The 21,915-nt window shown below is 52.1% G+C and carries 24 protein-coding genes; 15 read left to right on the forward strand and 9 right to left on the reverse strand.

All coding sequences use genetic code 11. From position 1 onward, the window contains the following. The first annotated feature begins 12 nt into the window (after positions 1-12). From N5910_RS07520 to N5910_RS07530, 3 genes are all read left to right on the forward strand, one after another. Complete coding sequence (locus N5910_RS07520; protein ID WP_238337885.1) at positions 13-354, forward strand: MBL fold metallo-hydrolase; 342 nt, start codon at positions 13-15, stop codon at positions 352-354. After that, complete coding sequence (locus N5910_RS07525; RefSeq protein WP_370518318.1) at positions 281-1,426, forward strand: rhodanese-like domain-containing protein; 1,146 nt, start codon at positions 281-283, stop codon at positions 1,424-1,426. The genes N5910_RS07520 and N5910_RS07525 overlap by 74 nt, the downstream gene beginning before the upstream one ends. Before the next feature lie 64 nt (positions 1,427-1,490). Then, positions 1,491-1,964: a pyridoxamine 5'-phosphate oxidase family protein gene (locus N5910_RS07530; protein ID WP_261599504.1), complete on the forward strand. Its 474-nt coding sequence runs from the start codon at positions 1,491-1,493 to the stop codon at positions 1,962-1,964. A gap of 393 nt (positions 1,965-2,357) precedes the next feature. On the opposite strand, the gene N5910_RS07535 is transcribed toward N5910_RS07530, so the two are convergent. Continuing rightward, a complete protein-coding gene (locus N5910_RS07535) occupies positions 2,358-3,206 on the reverse strand; it encodes a UbiA family prenyltransferase (protein WP_074359376.1) in 849 nt (282 codons plus the stop codon). Positions 3,207-3,276: 70 nt separating this feature from the next. On the opposite strand from N5910_RS07535, the gene N5910_RS07540 reads away from it, so the two are divergent. From N5910_RS07540 to N5910_RS07560, 5 genes are all read left to right on the forward strand, one after another. Further along, complete coding sequence (locus N5910_RS07540; protein WP_238337886.1) at positions 3,277-3,957, forward strand: diacylglycerol/polyprenol kinase family protein; 681 nt, start codon at positions 3,277-3,279, stop codon at positions 3,955-3,957. Beyond that, positions 3,954-4,601, forward strand: coding sequence for a nucleoside/nucleotide kinase family protein (locus N5910_RS07545; protein WP_074359377.1), 648 nt, complete (start codon positions 3,954-3,956; stop codon positions 4,599-4,601). The genes N5910_RS07540 and N5910_RS07545 overlap by 4 nt, the downstream gene beginning before the upstream one ends. A 54-nt stretch (positions 4,602-4,655) precedes the next feature. Beyond that, positions 4,656-5,441, forward strand: coding sequence for an MBL fold metallo-hydrolase (locus tag N5910_RS07550; RefSeq protein WP_074359378.1), 786 nt, complete (start codon positions 4,656-4,658; stop codon positions 5,439-5,441). Positions 5,442-5,740: 299 nt separating this feature from the next. Beyond that, positions 5,741-6,610: a hypothetical protein gene (locus N5910_RS07555; RefSeq protein WP_261599505.1), complete on the forward strand. Its 870-nt coding sequence runs from the start codon at positions 5,741-5,743 to the stop codon at positions 6,608-6,610. Between the two features lie 293 nt (positions 6,611-6,903). Then, on the forward strand, positions 6,904-7,998 hold the full coding sequence (locus N5910_RS07560) for an inositol-3-phosphate synthase (protein WP_261599506.1): 1,095 nt from the start codon (positions 6,904-6,906) through the stop codon (positions 7,996-7,998). 112 nt (positions 7,999-8,110) lie between these two features. On the opposite strand, the gene N5910_RS07565 is transcribed toward N5910_RS07560, so the two are convergent. Next, positions 8,111-8,296: an ATP-binding protein gene (locus N5910_RS07565; protein ID WP_074359381.1), complete on the reverse strand. Its 186-nt coding sequence runs from the start codon at positions 8,294-8,296 to the stop codon at positions 8,111-8,113. Positions 8,297-8,474: 178 nt separating this feature from the next. Here N5910_RS07565 and oadA point away from each other — a divergent pair, with 178 nt between their 5' ends. After that, on the forward strand, positions 8,475-10,181 hold the full coding sequence (oadA, locus tag N5910_RS07570; RefSeq protein WP_261599507.1) for a sodium-extruding oxaloacetate decarboxylase subunit alpha: 1,707 nt from the start codon (positions 8,475-8,477) through the stop codon (positions 10,179-10,181). Positions 10,182-10,596: 415 nt separating this feature from the next. On the opposite strand, the gene queC is transcribed toward oadA, so the two are convergent. The 3 genes from queC to N5910_RS07585 are packed head-to-tail and all read right to left on the reverse strand — an operon-like array spanning position 10,597 to position 12,868. After that, positions 10,597-11,271 (reverse strand): 7-cyano-7-deazaguanine synthase QueC, encoded by a 675-nt coding sequence (gene queC / locus N5910_RS07575; RefSeq protein WP_238337889.1) that lies wholly within the window; start codon positions 11,269-11,271, stop codon positions 10,597-10,599. Then, positions 11,268-12,479: a nickel pincer cofactor biosynthesis protein LarC gene (gene larC / locus N5910_RS07580; protein ID WP_261599508.1), complete on the reverse strand. Its 1,212-nt coding sequence runs from the start codon at positions 12,477-12,479 to the stop codon at positions 11,268-11,270. Before larC ends, queC begins: the two co-directional genes overlap by 4 nt. A 56-nt stretch (positions 12,480-12,535) precedes the next feature. After that, positions 12,536-12,868, reverse strand: coding sequence for an MJ1244 family protein (locus N5910_RS07585; RefSeq protein WP_074359385.1), 333 nt, complete (start codon positions 12,866-12,868; stop codon positions 12,536-12,538). A gap of 180 nt (positions 12,869-13,048) precedes the next feature. Here N5910_RS07585 and cobZ point away from each other — a divergent pair, with 180 nt between their 5' ends. The 4 genes from cobZ to upp all read left to right on the forward strand — a co-directional run bounded on the left by cobZ (position 13,049) and on the right by upp (position 16,041). Next, positions 13,049-13,897, forward strand: a complete 849-nt coding sequence (cobZ, locus tag N5910_RS07590) for an alpha-ribazole phosphatase CobZ (RefSeq protein WP_238337890.1) — start codon at positions 13,049-13,051, stop codon at positions 13,895-13,897. Between the two features lie 15 nt (positions 13,898-13,912). After that, positions 13,913-14,656, forward strand: a complete 744-nt coding sequence (gene cobS, locus N5910_RS07595) for an adenosylcobinamide-GDP ribazoletransferase (protein ID WP_191216151.1) — start codon at positions 13,913-13,915, stop codon at positions 14,654-14,656. A 208-nt stretch (positions 14,657-14,864) separates the two neighbouring features. Beyond that, positions 14,865-15,419, forward strand: coding sequence for a tRNA (cytidine(56)-2'-O)-methyltransferase (locus N5910_RS07600; RefSeq protein WP_191216606.1), 555 nt, complete (start codon positions 14,865-14,867; stop codon positions 15,417-15,419). Then, a complete protein-coding gene (gene upp, locus N5910_RS07605) occupies positions 15,397-16,041 on the forward strand; it encodes a uracil phosphoribosyltransferase (RefSeq protein WP_238337891.1) in 645 nt (214 codons plus the stop codon). Before N5910_RS07600 ends, upp begins: the two co-directional genes overlap by 23 nt. A gap of 154 nt (positions 16,042-16,195) precedes the next feature. Here the strand turns inward: upp and N5910_RS07610 are convergent, their stop codons facing one another. From N5910_RS07610 to rplJ, 4 genes are read right to left on the reverse strand one after another with little or no spacing between them, the layout of a single operon-like run. Further along, on the reverse strand, positions 16,196-16,699 hold the full coding sequence (locus tag N5910_RS07610) for a fumarate hydratase C-terminal domain-containing protein (protein ID WP_191216152.1): 504 nt from the start codon (positions 16,697-16,699) through the stop codon (positions 16,196-16,198). Between the two features lie 18 nt (positions 16,700-16,717). After that, complete coding sequence (gene mfnA / locus N5910_RS07615) at positions 16,718-17,863, reverse strand: tyrosine decarboxylase MfnA (protein ID WP_261599509.1); 1,146 nt, start codon at positions 17,861-17,863, stop codon at positions 16,718-16,720. 21 nt (positions 17,864-17,884) lie between these two features. Further along, complete coding sequence (gene ppsA / locus N5910_RS07620; protein ID WP_074359389.1) at positions 17,885-20,167, reverse strand: phosphoenolpyruvate synthase; 2,283 nt, start codon at positions 20,165-20,167, stop codon at positions 17,885-17,887. 52 nt (positions 20,168-20,219) lie between these two features. After that, entirely contained in the window at positions 20,220-20,702 is a 483-nt protein-coding gene (gene rplJ / locus N5910_RS07625) for a 50S ribosomal protein L16 (protein WP_074359390.1), read from the reverse strand. Between the two features lie 197 nt (positions 20,703-20,899). Here rplJ and N5910_RS07630 point away from each other — a divergent pair, with 197 nt between their 5' ends. Both N5910_RS07630 and N5910_RS07635 read left to right on the forward strand, forming a co-directional pair. Next, entirely contained in the window at positions 20,900-21,694 is a 795-nt protein-coding gene (locus N5910_RS07630; protein ID WP_074359391.1) for an ATP-binding protein, read from the forward strand. Between the two features lies 1 nt (position 21,695). After that, positions 21,696-21,914 carry a KEOPS complex subunit Pcc1 gene (locus tag N5910_RS07635; protein ID WP_074359392.1) on the forward strand — a complete coding sequence of 73 codons (219 nt, stop codon included), beginning with the start codon at positions 21,696-21,698 and terminating at the stop codon, positions 21,912-21,914. Position 21,915 lies beyond the last annotated feature (1 nt).

A 21,915-nucleotide genomic window follows, 5' to 3' on the forward strand; every position in this document is an offset into this window, starting at 1 on the left:
TATGGTGATGGTATGATACTTGAAACCGTAAAGTCCGGGGGAATTTCACATAACTCCTACTTCCTTGGTTCCGGTGGTGAAGCTGCGGTCATAGACCCCAGGAGGGATGTTGACGTCTACCTTGACCTTGCAGAGGGGCACGGCATGAACATAAGGTACATCTTCGAGACCCACCGGAACGAGGACTACACCATCGGGTCCGTGGAGCTTGCACGCTACGTGGATGCGGAGATACTCCATGGCTCTGCACTGGACTTCAGGTACGGTACGGCTGTGGTGGATGGACCTGAAACCGAAGAAAATGAACAGATCCTTCACAAGCTTCAGGTACGGTACGGCTGTGGTGGATGGTGACACCTTTAAAGTCGGGTCCCTGGAACTGGAGGTCCTTGAAACTCCAGGCCATACATATGAGAGCATCTCAGTGGCTGTAAGGTACCCTGATGTCAGCGATGATGCCATAATGGTGTTTACGGGGGATGTGCTCTTCGCCGGTGAAACCGGGCGTGTTGACTTCTTTGGCCCTGAAAGGATAGAGGAAACTGCGGGGCTCCTCTATGACAGTATACATGAAAAGATTCTCACCCTGGGTGACCATGTCCTTCTCCTGCCTGCCCACGGGGCGGGATCTGTGTGCGGTGCCGAGATAAGGGACCAGGACGTTACAACCATCGGCTATGAGAAGCTCACAAACCCCTACCTCTCAATGAGCCGTGGGGAGTTCATTGAACACAAGAGATCAGAGAGGCTCTACACTCCCCCATACTTCAGGAGGATGGAGGAGAACAACCTGAAGGGGGCCCCGGTTGATAACCCGTACCTTGAGGCCCTCAGCGTCCCTGAATTCAGGGAACTTATGGATGATGGTGCCCAGGTGGTTGATGTCCGCAACCCCGCTGGATTTGCAGGCGGACACGTGCCCGGGAGCATTAACATCTGGCAGGATGGGTTCGCTGCCTTCGCCGGTTACTTCCTCAACTATGAGGACCCCCTGGTCATCGTGGGTGAGGGCCATGGCCTGGACCCTGTGAGGAGGTCCATGATAAGGATCGGGTATGATAACATGGCCGGCTACCTTGCAGGTGGATTCCAGTCATGGTACATGGCTGGTAACGAGGTCAGTAAGCTGGATGCCCTTGGGGTCCATGAGCTCGCTGAGAGGCTTGATGAATTCAGTTTACTGGATGTCAGGAAGATAACTGACCGTGAAAGGTTCCATATTGAGGGCTCGGAGCACATCTGGGTCGGGGATCTCCCCGGGAACATTGACAGTGTGCCTGAGGGGAACCTTCTCATCTACTGTGACTCTGGCTACAAGTCAACCATCGCTGCAAGCCTACTGCAGGGACACGGGGTGGATGCGGCCACGCTCCTGGGGGGTATAACCGCCTGGGTGAGGGCGGGTTACCCTGTGGTGGAGGGTTAGCCTGTCCACTGCACGGTCATGGCACCATCCTTAAGGACCCGTAAAACACTGGAGGTGACAGATCATGGGAATAGTTAAGATACCCCTCATGAGCAGGGAGGAGTATGATGAATTCATATCAGAGAACTTCATGAGCAGGATAGCATTCAACGGGGAATACCCCTACATAGCCCCGTTCCTCTACGTCTTTGATGGTGAGCACATCTACTTCCTCTCAACAAGGTACGGTAGGAAGATAGAACTCCTGCGGAACAACCCCTGTGTGGCTGTTGAGATAGAGAACTATAAACCTGACCTTTCAGAGTACCGCTTCGTCACACTGCAGGGCCAGATAGTTGAGGAGACGGAACCCGGGGAGGTTGAACGTGTTAAGAAGATGTTCGCTGACCTCATAGAGACCAGGAACCTGTCAAGGAACATCCTTAGGGCCCTGGGTCATTCACCCGAGGACCCCCTTGCCTGTCTCGTGAAGATGAACAGGAGCCATGTCCGGAAACTCGTTGATGTGGTTGATATAACGGGGATAAAGAGCGGTTAGTGAAGGGTAAATTCAGGTCCCCTGACTTATAAATAATTTTTTTAACCCTCGGACCCTTGGTGGGATGGATCACTTAATTCTTTTTAAAAACAGTTTCAGGGCCAGCCGTCTCTATAGGTGCAGTTTTTAGAGGAGAAAAAGAAGTAGGGTTCCAGGTGGTTCCACCTGGAACATGGTTAGGGGGATGAAAAGGTTAGGGTGGTTTTTGAAGGAGTTTGTGTCAAGGTTGGGGGGATGAACATCTACCTCCTTCACCTACCCTAATGTTAACTGCCCTTCACATACACTAAAGTTTTTATGTGAACATCTTCACCTAGGCGGGTTGGGGATGTGAATTTCACCTTCATGCCATTATATGGGTCCCTTAACCTGGAGGGATCATGGTTTCGACCATCATATCAGTCCCATCAGAATCCCTGTCAGGGTCCTGCTTCCGGCTGCGAATGCCATGAAGGTCACCGCCATGCCGGTCTTTATCAGCCGGGACACCCTGGAGGCCGTTTCAACATCCTGTTCCCTCAGGATCATCAGGGCAGCCCTGAGGAACACTGCTATTGCAGCCATGAGGACCGGAAGGTAGAGTGCAGAGAATATGCCCATGAAATAGAGTACCGGACTTGTTAGGCTGGCTGAGAACATGAATACAGCTGCAAGGATGCCTGAAACCCTCATCCCATATTTTATGGGGAGGGTTGATGCCCCGTTAAGCCTGTCGCCCCGGACATCCTCCATGTCCTTAACTATCTCCCTTGCCATGGTCATGAGGAAGGCGTAGAAACCGAGGTAAATGGATGTGGCAACCTCACCCACAACCACGCCACCAAAGACAAAGCTGAGGCCGGTCAGGAATGATATTGTGACATTACCCACAAGGCACTTCTTCTTGAGGCTCCATGCATAGTAGACCATGAGGAGTGAACTTGAAACCACTATGAGGCCCGGGATGGTGCCCAGGTAAAGGCCCAGGAGGGAGGCTGTAAAAAATAGGGCGGCGGAGTAGATCCCTGCAGCCCTCCGGCTAATCCTCCCTGATGGTATTGGGCGGGATGGCCTGTTCACAGCGTCTATTTCATGGTCAAAGTAGTCGTTAACGGCATTACCTGCCCCTGTTGCGATGAACACAACGGCCGATGCAACAATGACTGATGGGTCAGAGCTGCCTGCGATGAGTGCCATGAGTATTATGGTTATAACCGCCATAAGGGCGTTTACTGGTCTGAGTATCTCAAGGTACGGGTTCAAGGTGATGCACCTCCATATGGGTGTGATAAATGATTCTATGCTCCACTTTAAATCAAAAGTCACTTATAGAGTGAAATACTTCATAGTCTCTATGAACGGCAGTGATGTTCTTGGACTTCTAATGGTATATGTGTATGTTGCAGTTTTATTACTTGTGTCTGAGAGGTTACCTGAGGATAAACCAAATCTAAGCCGTAAATTCATACATATAATGGTGGGTAACATCCTTTTTATACTTCCCCTCTTTCAGAGCCGATTTGTAATCACATTCCTTGCAGCAGCCCCCTTCATAGTCCTCACCTTCCTTATAAGTCCCTACTCTCCCCTTAAGATAAAGCATCGCGCCTCATCCTACGGCCATGGCCTTGGCCTTGTATACTACTCCATATCCTGGACCCTAATGGCGTATATCTTCTTTGACAGGCCGTGGATCACCGGGATAGGTATAGCTGCAATGTCCTATGGTGATGGATTCGCGAGCCTCACAGGCCAGCGCTTCGGTAAAACCACCTACAGTGTGCTCGGTGACAGGAAGAGCCTTGAGGGGTCCCTGGGGATGTTCCTGGTCCTCCTGGTCACCATCCCCCTGGTACTCATATACTACTCCCAGAGGCCCAACCCCATCATCATCCTCCTGGTTGCCCTTACAGCAACCCTCCTTGAGGGGCTGACACCTAAGGGGCTTGATAACCTGACGGCATGCTTCGGGGCTGTTGCAGCCTACCTTCTGACCACAGGGGTGGGTCTATGAGGTTCATAGTTATTGATGGACTTGATGGTGCCGGTAAGGACACCCATGCCGAGCTTATAAAGAGGAGGTACCTCTCAATGGGTGAACGGGTGGTCTTCAGGTCACACCCCGAGGATGACAACCCCTACGGTAGGAGGGCCAGGAGGGCCCTCCTTGAGGGTGGGAGGATAAACCATATCCGTGCATCCATATTCTACGCCCTTGACGTTATAAGGTCCCTCTGGAAGTACCGGTGGCGATCGAATCCAGGGGCTGATACGCTGATATTCTCAAGGTACCTTATGGGTGTGGCCTATCTCCCTGAGTTCCTGGCTGTACTGCTCTACAGGGTCCTCTACAGGGTCCTGCCGACAACCGAGTACATGTTCTTCCTTGACGTCTCACCCGAGGAGTCCCTGAGGCGGCTCATGGAGAGGGATGAGCATGAGATGTTTGAAAACCTTGAGGACCTCAGGAAGACCCGTGAGAAGGCCCTTAAACTTGCGGATGGATGGTACATTATAAACACCGAGGACCCCATCGAGGATGTTCAGAGGAGGATCGACAGGATCCTTGACAGGCTGGATATGAGAAACTCGGAGGATCATGGGGCCGGGACAGTGAAGGGTGCCCCGGCTGAAGTACCGGAGGACCTGAATGAATAGGAGTACTATCCCCACACCAGAACCCAATCCCATGCTAAGTACCGGAGGACCTGAATGAATAGGATAACATGCCTTGTTGAGGATAAGCCATCACACACACTCATGGGGGAGCACGGACTTTCCCTCTACATTGAGGGTGAAAGGGACATCCTCTTTGACACCGGTCAAAGCAGCCTCTTTGCAGAAAACGCGTCCATCCTCGGCCTTGAACTGGGGGGTGCAGATGCTGCCATCATATCCCATGGACACTATGACCATGGAGGCGGCCTCAGACACTTCATGGGTATCAACGACAGTGCAGAGGTGTTCATGGGGGAGGGGGCTTTCAGGAGGCGTTACGCGGTTGAAGATTCTGTTAAACGGTTCATAGGTATCCCTGAAGTTAAAAGTGAGCGTATAAACTTTGTGGGTGAAACATTACCCCTGGGGGATGGCTACACCATCCTGAAGGACTTTGGGGGAAGGTTCGGGAGGCCCGCGGGTAACCGGACACTCTTCATGGAAGCCGGGTCGGGACTGGTACCTGACAGCTTTCAGGATGAAATCGTCCTTGTCATCGAATCCGGGCGTGAGGTTCACATTATAACCGGCTGCTCCCACAGCGGGATCCTGAATATTGTTGAAGCCGCCTCTCAACTCTTCCCTGATAGGAGCATCGGTGTCCTTGCAGGGGGGTTCCACCTTTCAGGTGACGTCAGCGGGGTTGCCCGGGGACTTGCGGAATTCAAGGTCCGTGAGATCTACACCGGCCACTGCACATCAGAGGAGGCCCTCCATGAACTTGATGACATCCTGGGTAATGTCAGGCCCCTGCGACCCGGGACCGTGATAGAACTCTAGGCCGTAACAGGCTTATGGTGTGGAATAAGGGTTCAGGGACCTGCAGTACCGTGATAAAACTCTAAGCCGTAACATGTGCAGTGGACTGTAGTAAGATCAGATTCCATGACAAAAACCCATAACAGCCCCACTAAACTGTAATAAGATCATATTCCCTGACAAAAACCCATAACAGCCCCACTAAACTGTAATAAGATCATATTCCCTGACAAAAACCCATAACAGCCCCACTAAACTGTAATAAGATTTTAGTTCACCGGTAGTAAAACTTATTAGTTTAATTTAACATAAATGGTAACATGAGATGGCGTCTCCTGTTAATTTTTCTACTTGCAGCTGCCCTTGCAGGCACTGCATGCGCACATCAGCCCAGACTCGTCACTGGTACGGATGTTACAATTAAAAACCCTGAAGTATCCCAGGCATTCTACGGAAAGCTCACGGGAAAACCCGTCTATTTCACGGTGAGTTCTGATAAACCCTTCAGGTTATACGTTAACATACTGGTCCCCTACTCTGTGGATTCCAGGCCTGTGGCTGTTGATATCCTCAGGGATGACGGCACCCTCATCACGACCCTCCAGGGTAACCTCACAGAATGGGAGCCGTACTTTGAAGAATTCGGCGGCGACTCCTACTTCAAGGGGCCCGAGTTCAACCGTACGGTGGAACCTGGAACCTACCGTATAAGGGTCCGGAGCCAGACAAACAGGGACCCCTATGTCCTTGCAGTGGGGGATATTGAATCCTTCCCACCGGCAGAGGCCCTCAACGCCCTCCTGCTCCTCCCTCTGCTTAAGTCCGATGTCTTCGACGTGCCTGTCCTCCCCCTTTTCATGCAGTTCCTTGGTATGGTTGCGGGTATGGGGGCATTCCTCGCCATCCTGATCTTCTCAAGGAGCGGGAGGGGGTCCCCTGAAATATACGGGCCCCTTAAGCGGCTTGGATGGGGCGGTATCCTCCTTCTTGCCCTGGGATGGGCCCTCACCTACATCACAAACCCCCTTAACATAATGGGGAACGTTGAAAACATTGTCCTGCTCCTTATAGTTGTCCTTAACTGGAGGTTCAACAGGGGGCTTCCAGGTTACCGGCGGTTTTCAGGGCTCTTCCTCTTTATACTCTGGATGATACTCCTCTTCATCAGAGCCTCACTGATAAACTACTGAAACACCCTATACTCCGGATGATACTCCCACTCCAGAACATCAACTGATAAAGTACAGCAGGGAAGGGTGGTTTTGTCCTTTCATGGCCTAGCCTCATGGAGGACCCCAGAGAACTCCACATTGATGGTGTGCTGCATCATGGTGGTTCACCATCCCCCATTTTAGAGACCTCCATTCAGAGGTGTGTCCCGGCGAAAGATTTAAATAGTTTAATATGCAAACCTTAAAAAGTAAGTTAATCAATTCATAGCCTTGATTTTATGATTACCATAAATCTCTGAAAGGTGTTTCAATTGGATAAGATAAAGATCGCTATAGTAGGTGTGGGGAACTGTGCCAGCTCCCTTATCCAGGGGATATATTATTATCAGAAAAAGGGTGCTGATGATGCAATAGGCCTCATGCACAGGGAAATCGGCGGATACGGTCCCGGGGACATTGAGGTGGTTGCAGCATTCGATATAGACAAGAGAAAAGTGGGTAAGGATTTAAGTGAAGCCATATTCGCACCCCCGAACTGTACAACCGTGTTCTGTGATGTCCCTGAGACCAGTGTTAAGGTTTCAATGGGCCACGTCCTAGACGGGGTGGCCCCGCACATGAAGGATTACCCTGAGGATCAGACCTTCGTGGTTGCTGATGAGGATCCCGTGGACGTTGTTGAGGTCCTAAGGGAGAGTGGTGCTGAGATACTCCTCAACTACCTCCCGGTGGGGTCAGAGGAGGCTGCCAGGTTCTATGCCAGGTGCGCCCTTGATGCCGGTGTTGCCTACATTAACAACATGCCTGTATTCATTGCAAGTGACCCTGAATGGGCCGGGAAGTTTGAGGAGAGGGGGATCCCCATTGTGGGTGATGATATAAAGGCCCAGCTCGGGGCTACGATAACCCACAGGACCCTTGCAAACCTCTTCAAAAGGAGGGGTGTGAAGCTTGACAGGACATACCAGATAAACACGGGTGGAAACACCGACTTCCTTAACATGCTGAACCGTGACCGTCTTGACTCAAAGAAGGAGTCAAAGACAGAGGCTGTCCAGTCAATACTGGGTGATGATCGCCTTGAACCCGAAAACATCCATATAGGTCCAAGTGACTACATACCCTGGCAGAAGGATAACAAGATCTGCTTCCTGAGGATGGAGGGGAGGCTCTTCGGTGATGTTCCAATGAACCTTGAGCTCAGACTGAGCGTTGAGGACTCTCCTAACTCAGCGGGGTGTGTCATTGACGCCATAAGGTGCTGTAAACTGGGAATCGAGAGGGGTGTTGCGGGTCCCCTGACATCCATATCAGCCTACACCATGAAGCATCCGCCTGAACAGTACACCGATGATGAGGCTGCGAGGATGGTGGATGAATTCATTGAAGGGAAAAGAGAAAGATAAACATCTATTTTTATAAATGAATCTGAGGGGGGAAAAACAAGTATTTTAAAAACCCCCTGATTTTGAAGGGGAAAGAGAAATACATCCCTTGATGGGTTGTCTCCGGAGGACCTCAGTCCTCCTGGACCTCTATGCACTCGTTTGGACAGACGTCCATGCACACCTCGCACTCATTGCATTCCTCAGGGTGCTGGACCTTGAGTTTCCCGTCGACTATTATGAGTACCTCCATCGGGCATACATCAACGCATTCTCCGCATGCATCACATTCATCGTAATCTATTATTATCTTTGCCATTTCCTATTCTCCCTTACAGTTTTATGAGTGAATTTAATGGTTAGAATTTGGTCATCATCCCTTATAACCCTTTACGGGTGTGGGATGAAAGGCCTCCATATTAATACCGCTTCCAAGTATTTAAGGAAGTTCCTACTATCTATATAAAGAATTTGATTGATTTCATGAGAGGGTCACCATGAAAGGGATAAAGGTCATTGAAACAGCATTCAGGGATGCGCACCAGTCACTCCTTGCAACCCGCCTTCGTACCGAGGACATGATACCCATTGCAGAGGAAATGGACAGGGTGGGTTTCTTTTCACTGGAAGCCTGGGGCGGCGCAACCTTCGATACATGTATACGCTACCTCAATGAGGATCCATGGGAAAGACTCAGAGCTCTTAAGGATAACGTGAAGAAGACACCCATCCAGATGCTCCTCAGGGGACAGAACCTTGTCGGTTACAAACACTACCCCGATGATATTGTGAGGAAGTTCATCGAGAAGGCATATGAAAACGGCGTTGATGTTTTCAGGATATTCGACGCCCTCAATGACCTCAGGAACATGGAGTACGCCATAAAGGTTGCCAGGGAGCAGGATGCCCATGTCCAGGGGGTCATCTGTTACACCATAAGCCCCTACCACACCCTTGAGAGTTACGTTGAATTTGCAAGGGAGCTTGAGGCCCTTGAATGTGACTCAGTGGCTATAAAGGACATGGCAGGGCTCATATCACCCCATGACGCCTATGAACTGGTAAGGACCCTGAAGGAGGAGACGGACCTTATGGTGAACCTCCACTGCCACTGCACAAGCGGCATGACCCCCATGAGTTACTATGCTGCCTGTGAGGCTGGTGTTGACATTCTTGATACTGCAATATCACCCCTCTCATGGGGGGCGTCGCAGCCGCCGACCGAGAGTGTTGTGGCTGCACTCCGGGACACGCCATACGACACCGGACTTGACCTCCGGATACTCAAGAACATAAAGAAGTACTTCGAGGGGATAAGGAAGAAGTACAGCAGCATCCTGGACCCTATAGCCGAGCAGATCGACACGGATGTGCTGATCTATCAGATCCCTGGGGGTATGCTGTCAAACCTTGTATCCCAGCTCAAGGAACAGAACGCCCTTGACCGCTATGAGGAGGTGCTGGAGGAGATGCCCAGGGTGAGGAAGGATATGGGTTACCCTCCACTTGTAACGCCCACCAGCCAGATAGTCGGTATACAGGCCGTTATGAATGTCCTAAGCGGTGAAAGGTACAGTATGGTCACCAATGAGGTTAAGGACTACTTCAGGGGACTCTACGGGAGGCCCCCCGCCCCTGTGAATCAGGAGGTCGCCAGGAAGGTTATAGGGGATGAGAAGCCAATAGACTGCAGGCCCGCAGACACCCTTAAACCGCAGTTTGAGGAGTGCAGGAGGCGCGGTGAGGAGATGGGTATAATAGGGAAGGAGGAGGATATCCTCACCCTGGCCCTCTACCCTGCCATAGCACCCAGGTTCCTGAGGGGTGAAGTTGAAGCCGAACCCCTGGAGCCACCCAGAGAGGAGTCACCTGCACCCGGTGACGTGCCGACCCTCTTCCATGTTGAGGTTGATGGTGACGAGTTCCAGGTGAGGGTGGTTCCTGCAGGCTACATGACCATAGAGGAGGCTGAACCCGAACCCCTGGATGTTGAGGGTGCGGTTAAGTCAACGATGCAGGGTATGGTTGTGAAGATCAAGGTCAATGAGGGTGACACTGTGAATGCAGGGGATGTTGTTGCGGTTGTTGAGGCCATGAAGATGGAGAACGACATCCAGACACCCCATGGTGGTGTTGTTGAGAAGATATATGTTGAGGAGGGTGAACGTGTGGAGACCGGAGCCGTCCTCATGGTCATAAAATAGTTAGACTGATCCCTTTCCCCACATCCTGAACCTCCCAATTTATTTTTTTTCTATTTTAGCTGAAATGAAAAACTTCAAAGTCGGCGCCTTTTAGCTGATGATACTGGAAAAACTTCCGAGGCAGCACTCTTTTCTGAAAATCCGACGCATACCATAAATTGTCAGGGCTCTCTGGCTATTACTGCGGGTGCGGCCAGCGTAATAATCAGGAGACTCAGGAGGGTTTCTAAATTCAGGTTTTAGGCTACCTTCCGGGTAAAAATTAAATAATAATCACTGACCGCCACCTTTCCCATCTAACAGTCATTTCATGAGGCTTCTACGGATTGGTTCCCTCGAAGAAAGAGTGAATGCCTATGCCCTCAAGGGGATGGGGATGCCTTCTGATTAAAGGCCGTGAATGACCTTCTATTCATCATTCACGGTACTCTGTGGGGTCCTCAGCCCCTGCAAGTTCAAAGGCCCTCCTCCTCCGGAGGCATGACTCGCAGACTCCACAGTGGACATCCTCTCCGGTGTAACATGAATATGTGAGTTCAAAGGGGAAGTCCATCTCCATACCGGCCTCAACTATCTCCTTCTTGGTCATGTCAATGACGGGGGCGAGGACCCTGACACCCCTGAGGGTCCCTATACCCAGGAGGCTGTTGAAGGCCTCGAGGAATTCCCTTGAATTATCCGGGAATGTGGCTGCCTCCTCCCTGTCCCAGCCAACTATAACCGCGTCCGCGTCAAGGGCCTCTGCAAAGGACACCCCCACCGAGGTGAAGACTATGTTCCTGCCGGGGACCCAGACCTTCCTGGCTGTCTCAAGGCACTCCTCAACATCATCAAGGTCCCCTGGTGAGGGCAGCTCCCCATCATCCGTCAACACGGAACCTCCGAGTTCGCCGAGCCATGGGAGCTCTATGACCCTGTGTTCAATTCCCAGGTACTCTGAGAGTTTCCTGGCGTACCTGACCTCCATCTGGGCGCTCCTCTGCCCATAATCAAATGTGATGGCACTTATATCGTATTCTCTGCTTAGGAGTGCCGTTGAGACACCCGAATCCATACCTGCTGATAATATGCTGATGGCCTTCCTCATCATTGACCTCCTGATCTCTGTAGAGACGCCCTGAACTGTTCCTCCGCCATCTCAATAACATCCCTGAGGGGTATGCCTGTCTCAAGGGATATCCTCCGGGCGTCATCGTACTCTATCCTTGCGTTCAGTGGCCTGGATCCAAGGAATCCCACCTTGAACCTTGCCCTGCGCCTCCCCCTGATTTCAACCTCACCCTCTATTATCTTCCTTTCAAGTATGCTCCTGTGGACTTGCGGGAAAACCCTGACCCCAAGCGTCCCGGTCTCCCTGAACAGGGCCTCAAGGATCCTTTCATGCTCCGCCTCCCTGCATATTACCCTGATAAGCTGACCCGGCCTGTTCTTCTTCATTATAACAGGGGTTAGTGTCACGTCAAGGGCCCCCTCATCCATGAGTCGCTTGAATAGGCTCCCCAGGACCTCCCCGCTCAGGTGATCAACATTTGTCTCAAGGAGGACTATCCTGTCGGAGGGTAGGGGTTCCCTTCCCCTGAGGATCCTGAGGACGTTGGGGAAGTCCGGGTCCATCCTGCCTGCGCCGTAGCCTGTGGCCTGTATCTCCATTGGAGGGTAGAACCTCCTGTGGCCCTCTGCCATGTTAACCAGGAGCGCCGCCCCTGTTGGTGTTGTGAGTTCCACCTCGGCCGGCCCTCCCTCCACCGGGAAGCCCCTCAGGATTTCTGCTGTTGCAGGTGCGGGTACCGGTGTTATACCGTGGGCCCCCATGACCCTGCCTCCCCCAACCGAAACAGGTAGCGTGTAGACCTTATCCATGTGCATGTTAAGGTCGAAGTAGGCGAAGACCGCCCCGATAACATCTGCAACCGCATCTGCAGCTCCGACCTCATGGAAGTGTATCTCATCGAGTCCCCTGCCGTGTACCGATGACTCTGCCTGGGCGATTGTATGGAACACTGCCCTGGCCATTGACATCATATCATCATCAAGGAGGGGGTTTTTGATGCCGTCAAGGCGCCTGAGGAACTCCCTGTATCCTATGGCCTGTGATTCATCGGTTTTCACTTCAACGTAGGTTGCCCTGATACCCGCCCTTTTAACCTCAGAGACCCTGACCTCAGCACCGCCGAAGTGGGATGCTGCCTCCTCCATTACCTCAACTGTCCTTTCGGGGTGGGCTCCGAGGTCCATGAGGGCCCCGACCATCATGTTCCCTGAAACACCTGCAACCTGGGGGTCTATTACCGTAACCATGGGAGCACCTGTATTCCTGTCATGAAGCATTCAGTGAATATGGCTAAAACCTGGATCTAGGTACCCGGGGAGTTTACTATTATCCTCTTTATGGGGATCTCCATTATGGTGTACTTCTCCTCACCCATATCATCCCTGAACCTTTTTATGATGGGTTCAACCATTTCCTCATCCACAACGGAGCATACGAGGACGGCGTCCCTTGCATAGTCATGTATCAGTGAGATGGCTGATTCAGGGTCCTCCTTAACAGTGAATCCCTTCCATTCTGCCGGGGAAACACCCCTGTACTCCACAATGTAGAAGCCTGTGACGCCCTCATCAGCCAGTATGTTCATGACACGGCCGAGGTTCTCAACCTCAATGAATATACGCAGATGCACCTTCATTAACATCACCAGATATAGATATGTGTTGTGCAGATAATAAATCTGATGATGGGAGATCCTTACAGGCAGGGTCCATAAGATGGATGCCATGGGCCGATAAGGATATGGGTATCCTCCATCCGCATGTGGGTGAACCTCATGAATGTGGATATGCCTGGATGAACCGATAAATAACTGAAGGTGAACCCTTTGAAGGAAGAAGTGAATGTTAACGGGATTGGAGTATCATTTGAAGGCGATAAGGTGGTGGTCTCTGGGGATTCTGGACTGGTGGTGGCTGGAGACTCCATACTGTTTACCGGTGAACTTGAATATGAGATGGTGTCAGGGGATATTGAGGTTAGCTCCCTGGAGAATGTTACCTGCGCATCATCATATCATGATGGTGTCCTGGATCTCCTTGTGGTCCTTGGGGAGCCCTGCGGTGACCGTGTCCTGGAGTGCTTCAGGGCCGCGGTTGAGGAGGCCTCCCTCAGGGCAGGGATACTCATGAAGCTCCTGAGGTCCAGGATAACCCTTGTATCCCTCCCTGGAAGCTCAGAATATGATGATTCCTGCCTCAGGGGTGCTGTGGGGGATGTTCTCGGCAAGGTCCTCCTGCCGGGTCCTGGTGTTGAGGAATGCCTGAGGATGCACGGTGCCGGGATGGAAGAGATGGTTGATGCTGGAATGGAGCTCTGTGTCGGTGTTGAGGTCACCGCTGAGCTCCGGGAAAGGCTTGAGGCCGAGATAACCCGGGCCCTGGGTGACCTTAACGTGAGGGCCCTTCTTGCAGCGGCACTCCACCTTGAGGATGACATAGAAAACCGGAGGCTCCTTGGCCTTGACCTCAGGGATGACCCGGCGTTCCTTTACAGTGATGAGGTTATAGGGATGGCCATCGCAAACCAGATAGCCGGTACAAAGGCCATATTTAACTTCAAACGCTATGATGAGGAGAAGCCCGGGGTTATAGGTGGGCTGGGCCCCATGGTCGATGATGCTGTTGCAGGGCTCATAGCAGGGTGCATGTCCCGCATCTTTGAATGATTAAGGTGGCTGGAGATGGACTTCATCAGGAAATTCGCAGGTCTCCTATCCTTCTCAACCATCGTTCCGATCCGTTCAGATGCGAGTGTTGAGGATATAGCATCCCTGACCCTCCACTGGCCCCTTGTTGGGCTGTTCATTGGGGGTGTTGTGGGTTTAAGCGGACTTATCTGTTCAAGGGTCCTGCCGGGTCCTGTTGCTGCATGCCTGGCCTATGCTGTGGCCGTCTGGTTCACCGGTTTCCATCACCTTGATGGGCTGATAGATATGGGTGATGCCCTCATGTCCCACGGGACCTTTGAGAGGAAGGTTGAGATAATGAGGGACCCCAGGATAGGTACCGGCGGCCTGGGGCTTCTTCTAATCGTATCCTCCACCACCATTGCATCAATCTACTCCCTCCCCACGGGCCTTATCCTTCAGGGGCTTCTCATCTCCGAGGTTGGGGCCAAGCTGGGTATAACTGGATGTGCCCTTGTATCAAGGCCCCTTGACACCGGGACCGGACGCTACTTTATACTGGCTGCCAGGAGGGGTGGTGCTCTCCCTGTCTGGCTCATCTGGATGGTTGCAGGGTACCTCATCCTCGGGCTGCCGGGGGCGGTCTCGGTTGTCTCCGGAATCCTGGCAGGGGTCTTCATGGGACTTGTTGCAAGGAGGAACTTCTACTGGAGTACTGGTGACGTGCTCGGCGCATCCAATGAGTTTGCAAGGATGATGTCCCTCCTGGGGCTTCTTGCAGGTGTCAGGTTAATATGATTAATGAAGACCGGGCCGGGGGGTTGATGCTCAACATGTACCCTGGATTCCCGCGGGTGTCAGATATGATGGTGCCGATTACGCATCACGATAAAATTCCAGCATATCAAATGTAAGGATAAACCCCTGATTAAACACGCAACACCGATAAAATTGTCTGATCGTGGATTGATTAATGAAGAAAAGAAATCAGCTGGAGGAGTATGATATGGATGTTAAGGTTCTGAGACTGGGTCATCGGAGATCAAGGGATGCTAGGATAACCACACATGTATGTTTAACCGCAAGGGCCTTCGGGGCCTCGGAGGTTATACTGAGCGGTGAGGAGGATCGTAATCTTATGGAGAGCGTTGAGGATGTTGTTGAACGCTGGGGCGGTCCCTTCAGGGTTAGCTACAGGCGTAACTGGCAGGGAGTCATTGATGACTGGAAGAGGAGCGGTGGAGAGGTCGTGCACCTTACAATGTACGGGCTCCCTGCAAGGGACGTTATACCCTCCATGAGGGAGACGGGGAGGGATAAACTGGTGGTTGTCGGGGGTGCAAGGGTCCCCGGGAAGGTCTACAGGCTGGCCGACTACAACGTTGGTGTGACAAACCAGCCCCACTCCGAGGTATCATCCCTTGCCGTGTTCCTCCACATGCTGTTTGATGGTGCTGAATTCGACCTTAAATTCAGTGATGCCATGGTGGAGGTGGTCCCCCAGGCCCATGGTAAAAGGATTAGGACAGGGGATGGTGATGAGGATGCTGAAATTGATTGATAACCTTATCGTAAGGGAGACCCTGACCTCCATAAGGCGTAAGGGGGTTAGAGCTGCGGATTTCAGGCGGGGACTCTCTGAGCTGGGGCGTTACATGGCCTATGAATTTGCAGACACCCTCAACTACAGGGATGTGGAGGTTGAAACACCCCTGGGCGTTGCAGGTGGTGTTGAGATAAGCGACCGGGAAAGGATGGTTGTTGTGAGCATACTCAGGGCCTCGCTGCCCTTCAGTGAGGGTGTGATGAAGGTTTTCCCTGAGGCCCATCACGGGATCATAGGCGCCCGGCGGTCAGATGAACCCCCATTCAATGTATCCATAGACTACATAAGGATGCCCCGGCTGGATGGCCGGATCCTTGTGGTGGCTGACCCCATGCTTGCAACCGGTAACACCATGCTGGGCATACTTGAGGAGCTGGGGGGTTTCGGGTCCCCTGATAGGACCGTGATATTCAATGTGCTCTCCTCAAGGGAGGGCCTTGAAAGGGTGCTCAGGCGGGACCTTGAGGTCTACACCTGCGGTGTTGATGACAAACTCGATGATAGGGGGTACATCGTCCCGGGCCTCGGTGATGCAGGTGACCTGGCCTTCGGCAGGCCATCAGAATGCAGAAAATAAAGGGGCTCCTGCCTGGATATGGGTCATGAAGCCATACAGATTATCCATGGATTGGATGTGGAGTCGTCATCACAAGCCACAATAAAAATAACCGCAAAACCAACACAGATTATCCGTGGATCCATGAAAAAAGGTCCCTGCTGAGGGCATCCTATCATTCATTACTGTATATGGATCTCCCGGAGGCCGCTGCAACTATCCCCGGGATCCCCTCAACCCTTAACTCGAATATGGCCTCCATGCCCTCCTCCTCGAAGGCCGCCACCCTCCTGGATTTCACCCTGCTTGTGAGGAGTGCCGCTACTGGTGGTGTTACAATAAAAACAGCCCCTGCCTCTCCAAGGGCCCTGATTGTGTCATCGCCAAGCTTACCCTTCCCTATATGTACCAGGACCCCTGCAGATGCAAGGTAGGGTATGCTTTCCTCTATATCCTCCTTGTTACTGCTTGTGGGGGCTATCCCTGCAGGGCTTACGGCGGTGTGCATTATGGCAGCCCCCTTGACATCTATGGGACTTTCACCATTTTTAAGTGCCCCTACGAGTTTCGGGAGTGCCGCGTCCCTTCCTGTGAAGATGGTGCCCCTGAGGAGGACCCTGTCACCCACCTCAAGTTTCCCTATCTCTGCAGGGTCTGCGGGTAGTGTTATCTCAATCATCCTATCACTCCAGGCTTATCAGATGAGGCCTTCAAGGTCCTCGAGGAAAATTTCAATGTGCTCCTCCCTGATATGGGGCATCAGGACCACCCTTATGGCGGGGGGGCAGGATGCAACTGAAACCGCCCATCCCCTTGACTCAAGGAGCCCTGCAAGTTCCCCTGGTGGGATTGATGGGTGGTTGAATGCCACTATGTTGAGCTCTGGCTCGGTGACCGGTATGTAGCCGAGGCCCCTGAGGCCCTCCAGGAGCTTAAATGTTACCCCCATAACCTTCAGGGCCAGTTTACGGTAACCTTCACGGCCCATATGCTTCATAACGGCCCATGTGGCTGCAGCCGATGCACCTGTCCTTGTGCCCACTATGGTTGACTGCTGCTTCTCTGTAAGGTAGGGTGTGTCGATGCTCATGGCATCAAGGCTGGATTCGTCCCTGAAGAGGATACATCCGCTGGGTATGGGTGCCAGGCCCATCTTATGGGGGTCGACGGTTATGGATGACACCCCTGGGAGTCTGAAATCGAATTCAGGGAGCTCATAACCGGCCTCCCTGAGGAAGGGTATTATGAATCCCCCGAAGGCGGCGTCTACGTGGAGGTGGATGCCCTCCTCAAGGCAGATCTCTGAGAGTTCAGGGATGGGGTCTATCATACCCAGCTCCGTTGTCCCTGCAACCCCCACAACCGCCACGGTGTCATCCGATATGAGGTCCGAAACCGATGACGTGTCCACCCTGTAGTTATCATCCAGTTCAGCCTCCCTGAGCTCAAGGCGGAGTATATCCGCGGCCTTCCTGAAGGAGAAGTGGGCTGACCTGGGTACTATTATTTCGGGTTTCTTGGTTTCTGACATGTTCCTGGCGGCCCTCATGGCCATGAGGTTGGCCTCGGTGCCCCCTGTTACGATGTGCCCCCTGGCATCAGCATTCCCCATCAGGGCGCAGAGCATCCCTATTACCCTTGATTCAAGGTCCCTGGTGCCTCTGAAGAGTCCGGGGTCTCCCAGGTTCGATTCAAGGAAGCTGCAGTAGACCTCCCTTGCAAGGGGGTGGGAGCAGGTGCACATGGAGCCCAGTATCCTTCCGGAGCTGTAGCTCATATCCTGCTTCCGGTATTCCTCCAGGAGCCGGAGCACCTCTTCCCTTGAAAGGCCCTTTTCATCCATCATCTACCACGAAAAAATAGTTTAGAGTAGTTTCCTCGCTGCCTTCAGGAGGAGTCTCTGCTCGGCCCGTGCAACGGTTTTCCTTACCTCTGCAACCGCATCTGTATTGGCTGATACACTGCTTATTCCAAGTTCAACCAGTTTTTCAACTATCCTTGGAATGCTTCCTGCCTGTCCGCAGATGCTTGTCTTAACACCTGCCTCGTTGCACTTCCTTATAACCCTCTCGATGAGTTTCAGTACGGCGGGGTGGCCCTCTGTGTAGAGGTCCGCTACGTGCTCATTGTTCCTGTCAATTGCAAGGGTGTACTGTGTAAGATCGTTTGTTCCGAAGCTGACGAAGTCAACGCCCACCTCTATGAAGTCCTCTATTATGAGGGCTGCTGCGGGTGTCTCGACCATTATACCGAATTCAACGTCCCTGTGGGGTTTCAGGCCTGCCTCCTCTGCGATCTCCTTGGCTTTGCGGAGTTCATCCGGGTGCTGGACCAGGGGTATCATTATGCCTATATTGGTGTATCCCTGGTCATGCAGTTTCTTTATTGCCCTGAACTCTGCCCTCAGTATCTCGGGTTCGTCGAGTTCCCTGCGTATACCCCTCCAGCCAAGCATGGGGTTGTGTTCGTAGGGCTCGTTCTCTCCGCCCTCAAGGGTCTTGAATTCATCTGTTGGCGCGTCAAGGGTCCTGTACCATACCGGGCGTGGGTAGAACTCATCCGCAACCTTGAGTATGTTCTCGGCCAGGGTCCTGACCAGTTCATCCTCACGTCCCTCTTCAATGAATTTCCTTGGGTGAAGCCCTGTTGTGAGCATCATGTGTTCGGTCCTCAGGAGACCCACACCATCCGCGCCTGTTGCAGCAGCCTTCCTGGCGGCTTCAGGCATGCTCACGTTGACCTTGACCTCTGTTACCGTGAGTAGTGGTGATTCCACCGTGACGGTTTCGGGTGCGGCTTCAGCCTTCTCCTCGCCAAGGACGCGCCCCTCATATACGAGTCCCCTGTTACCGTCGATGCTGACCACCTGTTCCTCCCTGAGGACCTGGGTTGCGTTCCCTGTACCCACAACGCACGGGATTCCAAGTTCCCTGGAGACTATGGCTGCGTGGCATGTGACTCCTCCCTCATCGGTTATTATACCACTGGCGCGTTTCATTGCGGGTACCATATCCGGTGTTGTCATGACCGTCACGAGGATGTCGCCGACCTGTATCTTGTCGAGTTCATGGATCTCCCTGATTATCTTGACCTTACCTGATGCAATGCCCGGGCTTGCCCCGAGGCCCTTCACCAGGACCTCCCCTGATTCTGCCTCCGCCGCCTCCACGGTTTCCCCGGTGGCTTCTGCAAGGGTTGTTATGGGTCTTGACTGGAGCATGTAGACCTTACCGTCCATTATGGCCCACTCGGTGTCCTGGGGGTAGCCGTAGTGTTCATGTATCCTTTTACCCATCTCGTTGAGGGCTGCGATCTCTTCATCGGAGAGGACCCTTCTGTTCCTGAGTTCCTCAGGGACCTCCTTTTTAACGGTTTTTCCATCCTCCCTTGTGAACATGACGTTCTTTTCACCCACCGTGAATTCAAGGAGTTTCCCTGTTTTCTTATCAACCCAGTAGGTGTCGGGGGTCACTGAGCCTGAAACAACCGCCTCTCCAAGTCCCCATGACCCTTCAATGAGGATCTTGTCCTCGCCTGTTGACGGGTGGACCGTGAACATTACTCCGGCCTTCTCGGCATCAACCATCTCCTGGACCACGACGGCTATGTAGACCCTGGAGTGGTCAAAGTTGTTCTCTTCCCTGTAGAATATTGCCCTTGCCTCAAAGAGGGATGCCCAGCACTTTCTAACGTACTCCATGACATCTTCGGCGCCCTTTATGTTGAGGAAGGTGTCCTGCTGACCCGCGAATGATGCCTCCGGGAGGTCCTCTGCTGTGGCCGAGGAACGTATCGCCACGTATACGTCGTCCTTCCCTATCCTCTGGCAGAGGGCGTTGTATGATTCTATTATGAGTGTCTGTATGTCCTCCGGGATCTCTGTTGATGTGATTATATCCTTTATCTCCGCCGATACCCTCTGGAGTTCCTTTGTGTCGTTCACATCAAGGTTCTCCAGCATGTCCATGACCACGGACTGGAGGCCCGTATCTGCCATGAACTTTTCATAGGTTGCTGCTGTTACAACAAAGCCCGGAGGGACTGGTATGCCTGCCTGTGTCAGTTCACCAAGGTTAGCCCCCTTTCCACCGGCAATTCCCACATCATCCTTACCGAGTTCCTCAAAAAACGCCACATACTTAGCCATTCTATCCCCTGGTCTTTCTTTTAAGGTCTGGAATAATTAAAAAAATGAGTGTTTATTTTATGAGTTCTTCTCCCCTGTCAACGACGATCCTGCATGGTACAGGGAATTTCATGGCAGCCCTTCTCAGGGCTTCCTTGGCGTCCTTGAAGTTCCTCTTGTTTGTCTCGATTGTAATTATCCTCTGGTTCTTCTTTACAAGAGCAACTCTACTTACTGGTTTCCCGAATGCCTTCCTCATACCATCCTGGACACGGTCAGCCCCGGCACCTGTCGCCATTGGGTTTTCACGGACAATGTGGTGAGGGTACACCCTTATCTTAAGGTGGTAGCCCATCTTCCCCGCTCGCCTCTGCATGTAACGGTTGGATGCTATCCTAGCTGCCTCGAGGGCGTTGTGGGTTATCTGGGTGGGTGCCTTGACCGCCACGCTCATTGAAATGGGGAATTCCGCTGCTAGATTACCTATATCATACTGAACGATCTTTGATCCGGGGATCTTCTTGATATAATCTCTTCTCGTGTATGCACGAACCATAAATAATCCTCCTAAATTAAGTCTATGAGAATACTGCAAGCTCGCGATGGACCGCGAGGAATAACTATGAAATGAGTATCTCAGTAACCATTAATAAATATTGTCTTGGACTCCAGCAATAGGTTATAAGTTATGGTCTCTAATAATATAAAATACATATCTGGATGGAATACCTCTTAAAGGTTTATGGTGTCATCATGAAGATAGCTGTAACTGGTAAGGGAGGAGTCGGGAAGACGACCATTGCAGGTACGCTTGCATGCATATTCTCAGAAGAATTCAGGGTTTTTGCAATAGACGCTGACCCTGATATGAACCTCGCATCGAGTATAGGGATAATGGAGGACATAACCCCCATTGCAGAGATGAGGGGGATTATAAAGGAGAGGACTGGTGCAGAGCCTGGTTCCTCCTTCGGTGAGGTTTTCAGGCTCAACCCCAGGATAAGCGACCTTCCTGAGTCCCTCTCGGTCACCCACCCCCGGCGCCCCAACCTGAGGGTTATGGTGATGGGTACCGTGGAGCACGGGGGTGATGGCTGCGTCTGCCCGGCCTCCGTACTCCTTAAGGCCCTCCTGAGGCACCTCATAGTACGGAAGGATGAGATGGTCATCCTTGACATGGAGGCTGGTATAGAGCATCTTGGCCGTAAAACAGCCGAATCCGTTGACCTGATGCTTGTGGTCGCTGAACCCGGCCTCAGGTCCATTGAAACAGCTTCAAGGATAAAGGGCCTTGCAGGGGACATCGGGATAGAAAGGATCATGGCCGTCATAAACAAGGTCACCGGTGAGGATGAGGAGGAATTTGTAAGGGAGAAGCTTGAATCTATGGGGATACCCGTCCTTGGAACCGTGCCTGCAGATAAAACCGTTATAATGGCTGATATGAACGGCGAACCCCTCAGCAGGTACCCTGAATCAGCTGCATACAGGGCCATAAGAAAGATCTCAGAAACCATAATATCCATGAAGAACCAGAAGGAATGTTAAAATGAATGTGAGGATAACCGTAACCGCAGAGTATGATAACCATGAGGAAGCAGAAATCGTCATGAAAGCCCTCGAACCGGAAAACGAATCCTACGTGTACTCTGAAATTCAGGGATCAATGGTAAGGTTCCATATGGAGTCGGATTCCATTTCAACAGCCCTCAACACTGCAGATGATCTGATATTCTCTGAGATGATAGTTGAAAGTATGATAAGGTGAT

Source organism: Methanothermobacter wolfeii, assembly GCF_025397995.1.
Taxonomy (GTDB): Archaea; Methanobacteriota; Methanobacteria; order Methanobacteriales; family Methanothermobacteraceae; genus Methanothermobacter; species Methanothermobacter wolfei.